We start from the raw sequence: 12,615 nt of genomic DNA, 5'->3' as shown, positions 1-12,615 counted from the left end.
TTCTTGTTTTCTCTTTTTTAACCTTCTTTTTTTCAATTTTTCCTAATTCTTTGAGCAGTCCTGCTTTCTCAGGGGTTTCATTCTTTTGAGAAGAAGTCGGGTTCTTCGAATTCTTCTACTCCAGCTAAGTCGGAGCTGTCTTCAGGTTCGTGCTCCTTATAGAACTTGAACACGATCATGCTTGTATATGAAGAAGTTACAAAAGGTGTGCCCTGCTCTCTAAATATATTTGAGAAGTATTCAACAAGGGTATTGATTACTTTTTCATTTTTGAAATCATGGAAGATGGTTACCGATTCTCTCCCGGGTTCGAGGCTGATTTCTATATTCTTTACCAGCTGGGTTGCCAGGTACATTTTCCTGAAGTACATCAGTAAATCGGGAAGATCCATTTCGTTTACGGATTGTTTGCACAGGCGTTCCAGTATCTTTGTCGGGTTCGGGACTTCCCCGGCTGCAAAAGTTTCGAACTGGCTTCTATGCAAAGTTACAAGGTTGTACCTCTCAACGTTATACGTGTACATTAGCTGGGTCCAGAACTCCGTATTATCGTCAAGTTCTCTGCATACGATGTCAAGGTAACCGAAGTGTTTTCGGATCCCTGGCATGGTCTCATTAAGAGAAACTGAGAGGTTCTTTTTGAATGAAATCTGGGTTGAATTCGCCCGCCTGAAAATGTGTTCCACGTCCAGCTGTTTCCATCTGGCCAGAAAATGGGCTATAAGCTGGGCAAAAAACTCCCTGCTGTTTATGGTAGAATTGGAAAGGAGTAAAAGAGCAGAGTCAGGGTTGTGGATATCCTCACACTTGATTGATGTTCTGATTGTCCACTGATAGTTTTTGGAAATCCGGTTAAGGTGGTCCTCGAGTTCCTTCATATCACTGATTTCAAAAGGATTGATGAGCTCGTTGACCAGCTCTTCGTCCGTAAGTCTTCCTTTTGTATACCTGAAAAGCCATTCGAGCATTGTTCGATTTATTATTGTATTTTCCCCGTTTTTGATCGTGTCACTCAGTTCTTCTTTTGCGGGGGTTTCTTTTAAAAATTTGATTGCTTCGTCAATGCTTTTGTGATATGTAAGTGCTGTGTCTGCGATTTCAATTGTATCCCTGACTGCGGCGCTAAGATTCCCATCATTGGCGTCCAGGAGGGGCTGCAACTTTTTAAGGTACTTATCATCAAGGGATATGTTTTTTCTGATCAGCATATTTTCACCCAAGATGGTCTGGTTTTCCGGTCCTTTATGCTACGATCCATAATCTGTGCCCCTGATATAATGGCTTTTTTATCTCTTCCGGCTCAAAGCTTAGAAAAGTTGTTTTTTTCAGTTTCAAAATATAATTTGTAAGCTTAAAAACATTCGTCAGTAGCTTATATATTGGTAAGTGCTACCGAATATTAAATGTTTCTGTTTAGTGTCATTATCTTGGGAATTTTTGTCAATTCATATCATTTTTCAGGTAGGTCAATTATCTGCAGTTACACATAATATTCTCTGTTGGAAACTCCCTGGAATTTTTCTGATTAATGCTTTTCCGTTCGTTATTTTGTGGTTTGTCTCAGGCATAACTTTCCTCCTATGTACTGAAGTGGAGAAGTGGCAAAGTGCCCAAAACAGGTAATATCGGTTCACAATTCTTTATATATATATGTAAGACAGTGTACGCAATGTAAATCAAATAAATTAGAATGTGAATAGGGCACAAATAGCCTTGAAAATCAGGTTACTGATTTCCCGTATGCTCACAGTTTGAGTGTCTTTATTGTCTTCTCCATTACGGAAGACATTGATTAACTCTAACAAATGGTGAGCCTGGAAATGGATTTGTATGCCTCTGATTGAGTGGGGGTTCTGTATACATTCGGTCCGGCCTCTATAATATCCTTAATAACCTGATTTTTTCCCGGGTATATGTGTTCCCCCTGTAAAAAGCGAGTTGGGAGTGGATTCATCGTATCTGGCAGGTTCTTATACTTCCTCATCTGCCAGATACTTTCCTTCCAAAAAAACAACATGGGAGCATAAAAATATTTTTTAAGTCAATTCATTTTTCTTTATTGTTTTTTTCTTATTGTTTTTTCTTCAGTTTTCCCAATTCTTTTCTTTAGTTTCTTTATCAGTTTTTTCAGTTTCTATTCTGGTTAATTTTCTTTATCTTTACTTTAATTTTTCTTTAGAAATTATCGGGGACAAAAAGCAAGAGAAAAACACGTTTAAAGAGTTTTTAGGGCTGGTATGACTTCACAACCACATCTACTGCGAACTTTGAACTAATGATGAGGAAACTAATGCTGAGAAAACTAATACGAGATAACTATTGATGAGAAAAATGATGATGAGAAAAATGATGATGAGAAAAATGATGATGAGACGAATTTGAAATTAATTACAGAATCCACGTAAAACAAAAAAGAAAGAGCAAAGAGAAAATGTCTCTTTGCTTCGGGATCTTGCGATCCTTTTATGAATTTTGAACTTACGTTAGTCTGGTAACAGGGTGGTTTTCTGAATCTGCGATCTCAACACCGAGTTCCTTTGCGGTTTCTCCGAGCATGATGTCGACCATTGCGACAGCCGGGAATACCTTCTCGACGTTCTCGATCGGACCGTAGAGCAGGAAGTCAGAACCTGCAATCTGGGCGACAAGGTTGGTGCCTATGTCAGCAGGCATGTAGATTGCCTTCGGGTCAGGTTGGGTCTTCTTGAACTTACGGAGCCAGTCCCAGGCAGAAGCCATGTTGTGGTATCCGCCGCCGACAGGCAGGCCGAGCTTCCCCTTAATTGTTGGGATTGAACGGATTGTTGCACCAGAACCAGCACCGAGGGGCATTGCTGCAACGTCTATCAGGGGAATCTTGATTCCACATTCCTTGGCAACCTGGAGCATACCCTTTGTCTGTCCGGAACCGCCTACTTCAAGGATGTCAAGTTTTCCTTTTACGGTTGGGTCGGTTGCGTTGAAAGCCAGAACGATGGCAGCTTCCACATCACTCTCGGTAAGTATATCGATTTCGCTCTGTTCGATACTTGCGTTGATGGAGTTGTGGATTGCCCTGTTAGCAACACCGATTTCGGTACAGTACTGGGCAGCGGCTGCACGCACTTCTCCGGCTGAAGAGTCGATAAGGAAGGGGGTCTTGTTATCGATCTCTACGAACCAGTCGATGTACTTCCTGATGGATTCAGGGGTTTCTCCCACAATCTGGTTCACGTAGGGGTTTCCTGTGGCATCGCTCAGTGATACCTGGGTGTTCCAGAGAGTTTCTGCGGCTGCCCTGTCGAAAATCCCTTTGTCCTCATCGGTCACGATCTTGTGCCTTGCGTAGAACATGGTACTGACTAACACGGTTGGGTATTCGCCCGGCTGTCCGCCGAACTTAACTCCACCTACTTCGTAAACTTCCTGTTTCCTGTCAAACTTGAACATTTTGATCCCTCATTATATTGTGAACATTGATGATACCGAGACGTAGATCAGGAAGAGAAGCAGTCCTACAACTGCACCGTACAGAATTCCGATGTCTCTTCCTACCTTCTTTCCGATTCTCTGTGCAACTTCACTGTTGACGAACTCAACCTTTTCATCGATCTTTTCGAGCCTTTTCATTACTTCGTTAAACTCAGCTGGATCTACAAACGCTGCTGGTGCTTTTCCATCCATAATCTCACCTCTCAAGCTTTAGAGACCCGCCATTAACGGGAGTATAATCACCATCAGCAGTGAAAAGAGGAAGCCTGCTGCAAAGCCAATTATTCCGGTAGCCATTACCCCAGAATCCAGCTTCTGGTTCCTCGCAATCAACTGTGCTCTGTACCGAATGCTCTCAACAGTGGCGTCAATCCCACCCATCTGAGGGTTGAGCACCATTGGCACTCCTTTTCCGTATTCTTCTGCCATTCTCATTACCTCCCGAGCAGTAATAACCCAAGCAGGGATATGGTTACTGTCAACCCGATCATGGCACCTTCAATCTTTCCTGCATGAACCCCTGAGTGGAACTTGTTCAAGTTTCCTATGTCAAGCATCCTGGCTTCAATGCCTTTCAGCCTGCTGCGGATGACTGCAATCTCACCGGAGACCGGCCTGACAACACCGCCCTCTTCTTCTTCTTCTCCCTCTTCGCTGATTACCACGACCATTGGTTCTGCGTCAAAAGCACCCGGGTCCTTTGATACAAGTTCCCTTACCTTGGCTGTGATTGCACCCATGTCTTCTGTGTCCAGCAAGTTTACGGTCTCGACCTGCTGCTGGAAGCGGGCAATTACCTCATCGTTCAGGTTTTCGACATAAGGGATAGCACCTACCGCACCTACAATTCTGTGATCTTTTACACCATTTTCATGGATAGCGAGCATTGCCTGTCCTGTAACGTGCCCTTTGACTTCAGCTCCTGTTACGACCAGGAACCTGATATTGGGGTTTGAAATTATGTCGGCAACGACCTTCTCTATACCCAGATTTTCGGTTTTACAGGACCCTGTAATTGCTGCGCCTGCATCGAGTACGGGTTTTCCGGGGAGGTGCGATGCGCAGGTGATTACTGCAACACAGCCCTTTACATCCCCTACTTCATACTCCCCTTTCAGGATCGGCCATCCAGGTGCGGGTTCTCTTTTGTTTACCATTTTACATACCTCCCTCGATCAGTCTCTGTATGAATATGATCAGGGCAAGCAGCCCGCTAAAGGCAAGACCTACAACAATTCCATAGAAGGCGTTCCCGTAAATTCCTGCCAAATAGGAGGTGTTCTCACGGCCGGGCCAGGAATTCAGGAGCGGTTTGCTGGGCGAAAGTGAGTTCAGCAGATCGTCTGCAATCCCGTCCAGTTTATCCATTCTCTCAAAGACAGGGTCCATGGAATAGAGAATCGAGTCTTCCCTTTCTTCTGCTACAACTGCAGTGTCAGGGTCCATGACCAGATGTACTTCGGGAGCTATGCGAATCATGCTCATTCTAGTTCCTCCGCGCTTGGCAGCAGCCCGGTTCCAACGACCGCATGTGCATCTCTCTTAATAAACCCATAGTACTTCATAAAGGCCCAGGCCCAGATAATAACTCCTACAGCGATGTTTAATCCGGCTGCCATCAGTCCTTCATGGAGTGAAGACGCAAAACCCGTAATTATCACTGCAATGGCCGCTTTTTCAACAGCTACAGAAAGAGTCCTGTCCTGCTTCTCGTCAGGGCCGAGGTTTGCGTTGAAGGGGTGAAGGATTCCCATACCGCCTATGATAAAGATCAGTGCGATGTATCCGTTGGCGACCACGTATTCGACGACAGATGCATAATCAAAGGTTCCGGCAATGACTACGCTTAATCCGATAATCGCCAGAGTTCCCGCACCTGCAATTTCCACCATGGCCTGTTCCATAATAGGGATGCCCATCCCGATTACTTTGTTTGCAAGGACACCTATAATTGCACCTATAATTGCGGCTGCAATAAAGGATACGATAGGTCCTGCAATACCTCCTACTGAAAGCCCGAAGAGGGCAGCGACAATTCCCATACCAAGGGAAATCATACCGATAGACGGGACACCTGTACCAAGTCCGTAGCTTGCAACACGGCGAACCGCATCAGCGCCCCAGACAATAGCGCAGATTGCTCCAAGCCCTCCGAAGAAGGAAAACTGTGCTCCCATGAAGTTGCCGAGGTAAATCCCTGCAAGGCCGCCTATTGCACCTATAGCCATTATTGTTTGTGGAGGATACCCGCCTTTGGCTTCTCCTCCTGCTCCACCTGCAGACATTTAGACCACTCCGAGTTGTGAAATTGCGATTACTGCCACGATGGCACAGAATATCGTTGCTACAAAGGAAGATATTACCGCTTTTGGCCACTTCTTCCACTTAGGGTCGTGGAACCCTTCGATTGTACCTCCTATGTTATAGGAAGGAATCACAGCGTTTACGAAGAAGATACCTATTGCGAACATTGCAGCAATTCCTACAAGTTCATGCCCTGTAACACCAGAGCTTGTGCCTGCAGTAAGTCCTGCAGAAAGGCCAACTTCTATAAGAGAATAGTATACGAGGGCTCCGCCGATTCCACCAAGTAAGCCGCCAATAACACCACTTACAAAAGAAACTGTTGGAAGTCCGTGTCCCTCAGTACCCTGGGATACATACAGGTCCTGTCTGTATTTTGTAAGAGGGTCATATTTTACTTTTGCTGAGGAAGGCACACAGCCCACACCATAGACATAGACCCAGGTTCCGACGATCATGGTTACAGAAATCATGATCATTGCTCCCACCGCACCCGATGCGAGAATCAGTGGAAGGTTATCGGTTACGTTCATCATGAACCCGGCACTGACAAGTCCTGTCAGACCCGCTCCGGCTGCCAGCTGCACAGTACCTGTACCGATACCGGTTGCCTGAGCCATAGCTGCAGGCGCACCGCCCACAGGCACGAAGTGGACACTCCAGGAAATCAGGACGCCACCAATTACAATGAATACCATCCACAGGATGTTTGCCATGAGAGCATCAATCATGCTGAAGCCTCCTCGGTTTTGTCTTCCTTGTAGGGTCCGAAAGCACTACGAGCTTTGACTTCAATCTTCCAGTTCCAGATAATTAAGATAAGGACAATGATGACACCTGCAACAACAGAGAACCAGCCTCTGGTAATGCTTACTGCAGGATCAAAAACAGTGGTTACCCAGCTACCAAGGAATACGGTCATACCAAAAGCAATACCAGTAACAGGGCCTCCGAACTTGGCACAGAACCAGGAGTTATCATACCCGTCCCTGAGTCCGGATTCTGCATATCTGACAATATTTCCCGAGTTTGAAGCGTTGAGCCCTGAACCGAACTCGAACTGCTGGAATTCGCGCTCTGCACCGTAGTGGACATCACCAGTGGATGAGCCGATTGCGCCTACCGTGATACCCCAGATAAAGGCAAGCATGGTTAGCGGGAAGGGGTGTCCGAGTACGACGGTCATCAGATACGACACCACAAGGACACAGAAAGTCGTAATAAACGCGTATCCCATAATTACCGGGGTGTGGCTTCTGATCATATCCAGATAAACTGGCTGTTTGAAGCGCCTCTGACTGGCTGCACGCCCCATTGTAGATGTGACGGCAAAGGTACCGTGGACACATGCTGCAATAAGAGACCCCAAGACCAGTGCAAAGAGCGGAGACAAAGTGAATTCACTTATTAATACTGTAGCGACGGCTGCACCGACCGAACACATCAATGCATTTGAGGGTGGTTCCCCTGATACCGCTTTGTTATATATTCTGTGCGGAAACATCATTTGGGGAGCTAACTGGACCTGTGAGTTCGGGTTACTCTGGGATCCGACATCGGATTCTAGGTCTTCTGAGGCACCTGCAATGGTTGCAGCTACGCCAATAAGTGCCAGCACTCCCATGCCTATGAGTGGTTCCATTCATTTTCCTCCTTTATAGTTATTAACATGTTAATAAGCTGGATTCAAAAACGCCATACATTTTTTTAAAATCGTCTGCCACATCATTGCAAAGAAAAATGATGATGACGAGCGTTAAAATTTGGATTAGAGAGGATCATTCATAAACCTTTCGAAATAAGGATGCTTTTAAAATATTATTATATATTTATACAATATACAATCAATTTTATAAGATGTGTGATACCGGTTAAAATAAACAAAATCCTATATATATAAAAGAAAATAAATTATACTTCTTTCAGTCTCATATAAAGATTCCGATTATTACTAATGAATTTTTTTATTTATTTTTAAAAATATATTAACCATTTTTATAATAATCAGTTTTCCTGATGTGGTTTTTATATTTCTAAATTTTATATAAATTAAATCCCCGCAATTTCCTTCATTTCTTCAGGGACAAAAAGGACATTTCCCCCCACTTCCGAAATTATAATTATTTTTTATTGTCCTTCTTTTCTTTGGGAATATATTCTTAATGATTCAACTATATATTTATTCAGAAACTATCTACTAATTTGTTTTGGAAGTTGATCTGGTAACACTTTATTATATATAAATATGTTGGCGATTTTCTGGTTTTTATTGAACTCTTTAAGCTACTGCCCCGAGTTAAATGTAAATCGAATCTTCGTTTCTTTCAAAGGTCATTAAATTTTTAATAAATTTGTACAGTTCTTGTTCGGTTGTTATGAGCTCCGCAAAAGAATTTTATATTTAGTCTCCTTGCTTAATGCGTGATTTTCGGAGCATCATCCTTTGCTGGTCCCCTGCCGGAACTGAAGGAAAATGTGAGGTCTATAGAATTATATGTCCCCAAACTGGGAATTTACAATGGTTCGGCACTTGAAATGAAAAAGCTTGAACGTATCCTTGACGAAATGTCAGCATATTGTTTTGCAGGCACTGTTCACGCTCCCTATTCCGCAGCAGACCCCAGGTATCCTGCAGCCCTGCAGGTGGATACTGCAAAAATGGGAAACAGAGAGTTTACTCTCCTTGAAGAGTCCATGACAATTGCAAACAGGATAGGAGCTCATGTAGTGGTGCTGCACCCTGGCAGGATCGGACCTGATAGGGAAAAATCCTTCGATTCAATGGTCAACAACCTCAGCTTTCTCGCTTCTCGAGCTGAAGACTATGGAGTTATGCTGGGCCTGGAGAATAAGGAGGGTACAGACCCCTCAAACTTTTGCTGTGAGGCAGAAGAGCTTTCCAGGACCATCGAAATTGTGAACTCCGATCATCTTAAAGCTACTTTTGATATCGGGCACGCAAACCTTACCTGTGGGGGAGACTCTGAAAAACTCAGGACGTTTGTCCGGACCCTGCAGAAACATATTATTCACCTTCACCTGCATGACAATGGCGGGCAGTGGACTGAAAAATATGATGGGGACGAACACATGGCCCCAGGGAAGGGATGCGTTGACTTTACGGTCCTTAAACTGCTTTCCGGCTACAGAGGCGTCTATAACCTGGAGGTTTTCTCCCTGGAAGATGTCCGACTTGGAAAAGAAGTCGTTGAGAAAGCTCTGTATTAAAATTAAACCTCAGAATTGGAATTAAATTTCAGAATTATAATCAACTTCAGAATTGGAATTATACCTAAGAATTAGAATTAACTTCGAATTAGAATTAACTTCAGAATTAGAATTAAATCTAAAAAAAGAGATTTATGGCCGGGTTCCCCTGAGAACCTCAGCCTTTTTCAATACTTCACCTTCTAATTATCTATTTTAGTAGAAGTCCAGATTAACCCCTTTCTGGCCAAGCACTTTTTTCAGCTCTTCATAAGCTGTAAAAAGCTCTTTTTTCTGCCTTCCCACGGTTTCAAGTCTTGGTTCGGCTTTGAGCCAGATATCGCTCTCTTCGCTCCCTCTTGTAACAGTAACGCAGGCGAGCATATCTCCGTGAGTTAGCCTGTATATGGAATCCAGCCCTGTTGGTGTGACCCATGCCGGAGAGCTGCTTTTCAACTTTTCTACAAGTTCGTGCCAGCTGAGAGCCCCTGAAGCCCGGAGGTTGAGTTGAAGGTGGGCGCGTTCTCCTGCAACTTTCTCGTCAACATTTTTGAGGAAAGCGCTGTATGAGGGGTCTGTTTCGCTGATCTCGCGTGTCTCGTAGCGGGCAAGTTCATCTGCTTCTTCTTCGAAGAATGGTGCAAGGTTAATTCTGCTTGAGGGCTTTGTCATAAGGGAAACTCCGAAGAAAGCAATAGCACTCAGCCCCATTCCCACAATAACTCCGTGGCTCATCAGTGCCGGGTGGACTGTTTCAAGATAGTTTGCCTCCATAGGAGGGGTCTTTATAAGGTCTATGGCTACAAGGGATACCTGAACAACAAATCCGACTACCATCCCTGCAAAAGCTCCTTCTTTAGTAGCTCTTTTCCAGTACAGGCCTCCCATGAGGGGGAAGAAGTAGGAAGCGCTTGCAATAAAGGTTGCAATATGAATTGCATCGATAATATTGGGGATAACAAATGAGCCTGCAACTGCAGCAAGCACAATAATGAGCACACTGATCCTGTTTACAACCAGCATCTCCTTCATTGTAGCATCAGGCTTTATGTACCTCTGGAAAATGTCCCTTGAGATACAGGAAGCCCCGGAGGTTGCAAAAGTATCAGTACACGACATGGAAGCTGCTGCAAGCCCGATTGCGCTGAGGGCTATTAACAGGGGAGCTGAGGCGAAACGTTCACTGACAAAGGCAAGGAGTGCAGGTTCTGCCTGAGCCATGCCAGCAGGGAAACCCATGCCTGCGATGTCAGGGTAAATGTTGTTGAGGGCTATTGCAATTATAGCACATGCCGCGAAAACTACAGTGATCATGAGGGACCCGAGGATCATCCCCAGCCTGGCTGATTTAGCATCCCTTGCAGCCCAGACCTTCTGCCAGGGGTCCTGTTCCGTAATCCAGCCCGGGATGATTGCAAATACAAAGATAAGGACCATGGGGATGCCGATTGAGAAGGGGTTCCACCATACATCAGGTACATTTCCGAAAAGCTCGGAGCTGCTTATTGCGGGGGTATTGAGACCACCGTCAGCTACTGCTCCTACTGCGGCAAAAGCCATTGCTATTGTGAATATGGCGAGGAAAGCAAACTGGACGACATCGGTCCAGACTACTGCCGAAAGCCCTCCCAGGGTTACATAAAGGGAGACTGCAATTGCAACGATAGCTGCAGCGTAAAGAGGATCAATGCCGTAGAAGACCTGAAGCACTAGGGAGAGCCCCGTAACATCGGCCACTGCGAAAAGAATCATCACCACAGTAATAATAAGGGCAATTGGCCATCGGACTGCACTGCCATAGCGCTGTTCCAGAAGTTCGGGTTGTGTGATTGCAGGCAGGTTTTTGATTTTTCCCACAAACATCGCAATAATAAGGAGGGCGAGGATATTCGGGGCGACAAAAGCCCATATGGACCCCATTCCCTGTAGCATGTAATATCCGATAACTGCCAGGATTCCTCCGGCCGTCAGCCAGGAGGCTGCAGCTGAAAACCCAAGGGCCGATGGTCCGATCCTGCGTCCTGCAAGCCAGAAGTCCGTAACAGATTTCTGTTTTTTATTAAAGTACCAGCCAATAGCTACAAGCCCGGCTATGTAGACTGCAAGCAACATTAAGAAGATATTATAACCATCCATAAGGACACACCACGAAAGGTTAATTAATGTTTTCCAGTTTAATTCTTATCGAAACTAAGAATATTATTTCTATTTCCTAAATTTACGACCAGTTAAATATCCTCATTGTATCGACTTATATATAAATAAACTTTTACTCTACTTATAGTTTTTATTTACTTCTTTTCTGCGCAGTGAGCCCTTTTTTCCTCTCTGTACAAGTTAACTTGATTTAAAATACTTCTTATTTTTTTACTTTTATTTTTTATGTTTTTGAAATCTTTTTCAGGTTTTTTTTCCTTCGTTTTTTTATTTCTGCAGTTTATACGGGTAAAAAGGTATTATTCTTCCTTTAATTTCCACTTTTTTCTTTAATTCTACTTCTTTAATGTAAAGAAATAGTTTTCTTTACTTCCAAAGGTATATATTGTTATATTCAAGAAAACATAACCATGAATGTTAGCTCCAGAATTTTCAAGTTAGTTTTGGTTTTCTTAATTCTGGTGGTAGTTGCCGGCCACGGCTGTGTTGATAACCAGTCAGAGACCGGGAATACCTCTACAGGTGAAGGGGAAGTCCTTACCGTTTTCCATGCGGGAAGCCTTAGTGTGCCTTTTGAGGAACTTGAAGCCGAGTTCGAAGTCCAGCACCCTGGTGTCGATGTTCAGCGGGAAGCTGCAGGCAGTGCACAGAGTGTAAGAAAGATCACCGAACTTGGGAAGAAGGCTGATGTGCTTGCATCTGCGGACTATGCCCTTATCCCGTCCCTGATGATGCCTGAGTACGCTGACTGGTACGCCGCTTTTGCAAGGAACCAGATGATACTTGCTTACACGAATGAAAGTAAGTACAGTGACGAGGTCAGTACGGACAACTGGTATGAAATCCTGAGACGCCCTGATGTCCGCTATGGTTTTTCCAACCCTAACGATGACCCTGCAGGCTACAGGTCGCAGATGGTAACTCAGTTAGCCGAGTCCTATTATAATGATGATATGATCTATGATGACCTGATGCTGGCTAATACGGGGATGACTCTTACGACAGAAGAAAACGGGACAGTTCTCATACATGTTCCTGCATCCGAAGAAATTTCTCCGAATACCAGTAAGATTATGCTCAGAAGCATGGAAGTTGAACTTTCTTCTGCCCTTGAGACCGGGGAAATAGATTATCTCTATATTTATCGGAGTGTAGCTGAACAGCACGGCTTTGAATACGTGGAGCTCCCGTCTGAAATTGACCTGAGCTCTCTCGAATATGCTGACAATTATTCGAAGGTCCAGGTTGAAATGGTAAACGGGGAGATAGTTACCGGTTCTCCTATCGTGTACGGTGTAACCATACCCACCAATGCCGAAAATCCGGAGCTTGCTACCGAGTTTGTAGCACTGCTCCTTGGTGAGACCGGTCAGCAGATTTTCATTGAGAATGGGCAGCCACCCATTGTCCCTGCCATTGCCGAAGGAAAGGAGTCAATGCCTGAAGAATTGCAGGCTCTCGTGGTGTAAAGCAAGC

The 12,615-nt window shown here is 44.5% G+C and carries 12 protein-coding genes; 2 read left to right on the top strand and 10 right to left on the bottom strand.

What is annotated here, in order from left to right; translation table 11 throughout:
* Positions 1 to 77: 77 nt before the first annotated feature.
* From ACSAZL_RS19215 to mtrE, 9 genes are all read right to left on the bottom strand, one after another.
* Positions 78 to 1,220 (bottom strand): hypothetical protein, encoded by a 1,143-nt coding sequence (locus ACSAZL_RS19215; RefSeq protein ID WP_440946175.1) that lies wholly within the window; start codon positions 1,218 to 1,220, stop codon positions 78 to 80.
* Between the two features lie 1,258 nt (positions 1,221 to 2,478).
* Positions 2,479 to 3,429, bottom strand: a complete 951-nt coding sequence (gene mtrH, locus ACSAZL_RS19210; protein WP_440946174.1) for a tetrahydromethanopterin S-methyltransferase subunit H — start codon at positions 3,427 to 3,429, stop codon at positions 2,479 to 2,481.
* A gap of 12 nt (positions 3,430 to 3,441) precedes the next feature.
* A complete protein-coding gene (gene mtrG, locus ACSAZL_RS19205) occupies positions 3,442 to 3,663 on the bottom strand; it encodes a tetrahydromethanopterin S-methyltransferase subunit MtrG (RefSeq protein ID WP_048131344.1) in 222 nt (73 codons plus the stop codon).
* An 18-nt stretch (positions 3,664 to 3,681) separates the two neighbouring features.
* The gene (gene mtrF, locus ACSAZL_RS19200; protein WP_440946173.1) at positions 3,682 to 3,906 is read right to left on the bottom strand and encodes a tetrahydromethanopterin S-methyltransferase subunit F; all 225 of its coding nucleotides are present in this window, start codon (positions 3,904 to 3,906) and stop codon (positions 3,682 to 3,684) included.
* Entirely contained in the window at positions 3,906 to 4,628 is a 723-nt protein-coding gene (mtrA, locus tag ACSAZL_RS19195) for a tetrahydromethanopterin S-methyltransferase subunit A (protein ID WP_440946172.1), read from the bottom strand. Before mtrA ends, mtrF begins: the two co-directional genes overlap by 1 nt.
* Before the next feature lies 1 nt (position 4,629).
* Positions 4,630 to 4,956, bottom strand: a complete 327-nt coding sequence (locus ACSAZL_RS19190) for a tetrahydromethanopterin S-methyltransferase subunit B (protein WP_440946171.1) — start codon at positions 4,954 to 4,956, stop codon at positions 4,630 to 4,632.
* The gene (gene mtrC / locus ACSAZL_RS19185) at positions 4,953 to 5,756 is read right to left on the bottom strand and encodes a tetrahydromethanopterin S-methyltransferase subunit MtrC (RefSeq protein ID WP_440946170.1); all 804 of its coding nucleotides are present in this window, start codon (positions 5,754 to 5,756) and stop codon (positions 4,953 to 4,955) included. Before mtrC ends, ACSAZL_RS19190 begins: the two co-directional genes overlap by 4 nt.
* Entirely contained in the window at positions 5,757 to 6,506 is a 750-nt protein-coding gene (gene mtrD / locus ACSAZL_RS19180; protein ID WP_440946169.1) for a tetrahydromethanopterin S-methyltransferase subunit D, read from the bottom strand. It lies immediately after the preceding gene.
* Complete coding sequence (gene mtrE, locus ACSAZL_RS19175) at positions 6,503 to 7,417, bottom strand: tetrahydromethanopterin S-methyltransferase subunit E (protein ID WP_440946168.1); 915 nt, start codon at positions 7,415 to 7,417, stop codon at positions 6,503 to 6,505. The genes mtrD and mtrE overlap by 4 nt, the downstream gene beginning before the upstream one ends.
* A 779-nt stretch (positions 7,418 to 8,196) precedes the next feature.
* On the opposite strand from mtrE, the gene ACSAZL_RS19170 reads away from it, so the two are divergent.
* Positions 8,197 to 9,003: a sugar phosphate isomerase/epimerase family protein gene (locus ACSAZL_RS19170; RefSeq protein ID WP_440946167.1), complete on the top strand. Its 807-nt coding sequence runs from the start codon at positions 8,197 to 8,199 to the stop codon at positions 9,001 to 9,003.
* Between the two features lie 195 nt (positions 9,004 to 9,198).
* Here ACSAZL_RS19170 and ACSAZL_RS19165 read toward each other — a convergent pair whose 3' ends face one another.
* Positions 9,199 to 11,118: a sodium:solute symporter family protein gene (locus tag ACSAZL_RS19165; RefSeq protein ID WP_440946166.1), complete on the bottom strand. Its 1,920-nt coding sequence runs from the start codon at positions 11,116 to 11,118 to the stop codon at positions 9,199 to 9,201.
* Between the two features lie 482 nt (positions 11,119 to 11,600).
* Here ACSAZL_RS19165 and wtpA point away from each other — a divergent pair, with 482 nt between their 5' ends.
* Positions 11,601 to 12,608, top strand: a complete 1,008-nt coding sequence (wtpA, locus tag ACSAZL_RS19160) for a tungstate ABC transporter substrate-binding protein WtpA (protein WP_440946165.1) — start codon at positions 11,601 to 11,603, stop codon at positions 12,606 to 12,608.
* The last annotated feature ends 7 nt before the right edge of the window (positions 12,609 to 12,615 follow it).

This window comes from Methanosarcina mangrovi (genome assembly GCF_052057765.1).
Taxonomy (GTDB): Archaea; Halobacteriota; Methanosarcinia; order Methanosarcinales; family Methanosarcinaceae; genus Methanosarcina.
The sequence above is the reverse complement of the archived record's forward strand: the minus strand, read 5'-3'. Positions and strand labels throughout refer to the sequence as shown.

Excerpts from the sequence above, each read along its gene's own strand:
- mtrH (WP_440946174.1), bottom strand. The coding sequence starts at position 3,429 with ATGTTCAAGTTTGACAGGAAACAGGAAGTTTACGAAGTAGGTGGAGTT.
- mtrG (WP_048131344.1), bottom strand. The coding sequence starts at position 3,663 with ATGGATGGAAAAGCACCAGCAGCGTTTGTAGATCCAGCTGAGTTTAAC.
- mtrF (WP_440946173.1), bottom strand. The coding sequence starts at position 3,906 with ATGAGAATGGCAGAAGAATACGGAAAAGGAGTGCCAATGGTGCTCAAC.
- mtrA (WP_440946172.1), bottom strand. The coding sequence starts at position 4,628 with ATGGTAAACAAAAGAGAACCCGCACCTGGATGGCCGATCCTGAAAGGG.
- ACSAZL_RS19190 (WP_440946171.1), bottom strand. The coding sequence starts at position 4,956 with ATGAGCATGATTCGCATAGCTCCCGAAGTACATCTGGTCATGGACCCT.
- mtrC (WP_440946170.1), bottom strand. The coding sequence starts at position 5,756 with ATGTCTGCAGGTGGAGCAGGAGGAGAAGCCAAAGGCGGGTATCCTCCA.
- mtrD (WP_440946169.1), bottom strand. The coding sequence starts at position 6,506 with ATGATTGATGCTCTCATGGCAAACATCCTGTGGATGGTATTCATTGTA.
- mtrE (WP_440946168.1), bottom strand. The coding sequence starts at position 7,417 with ATGGAACCACTCATAGGCATGGGAGTGCTGGCACTTATTGGCGTAGCT.
- ACSAZL_RS19165 (WP_440946166.1), bottom strand. The coding sequence starts at position 11,118 with ATGGATGGTTATAATATCTTCTTAATGTTGCTTGCAGTCTACATAGCC.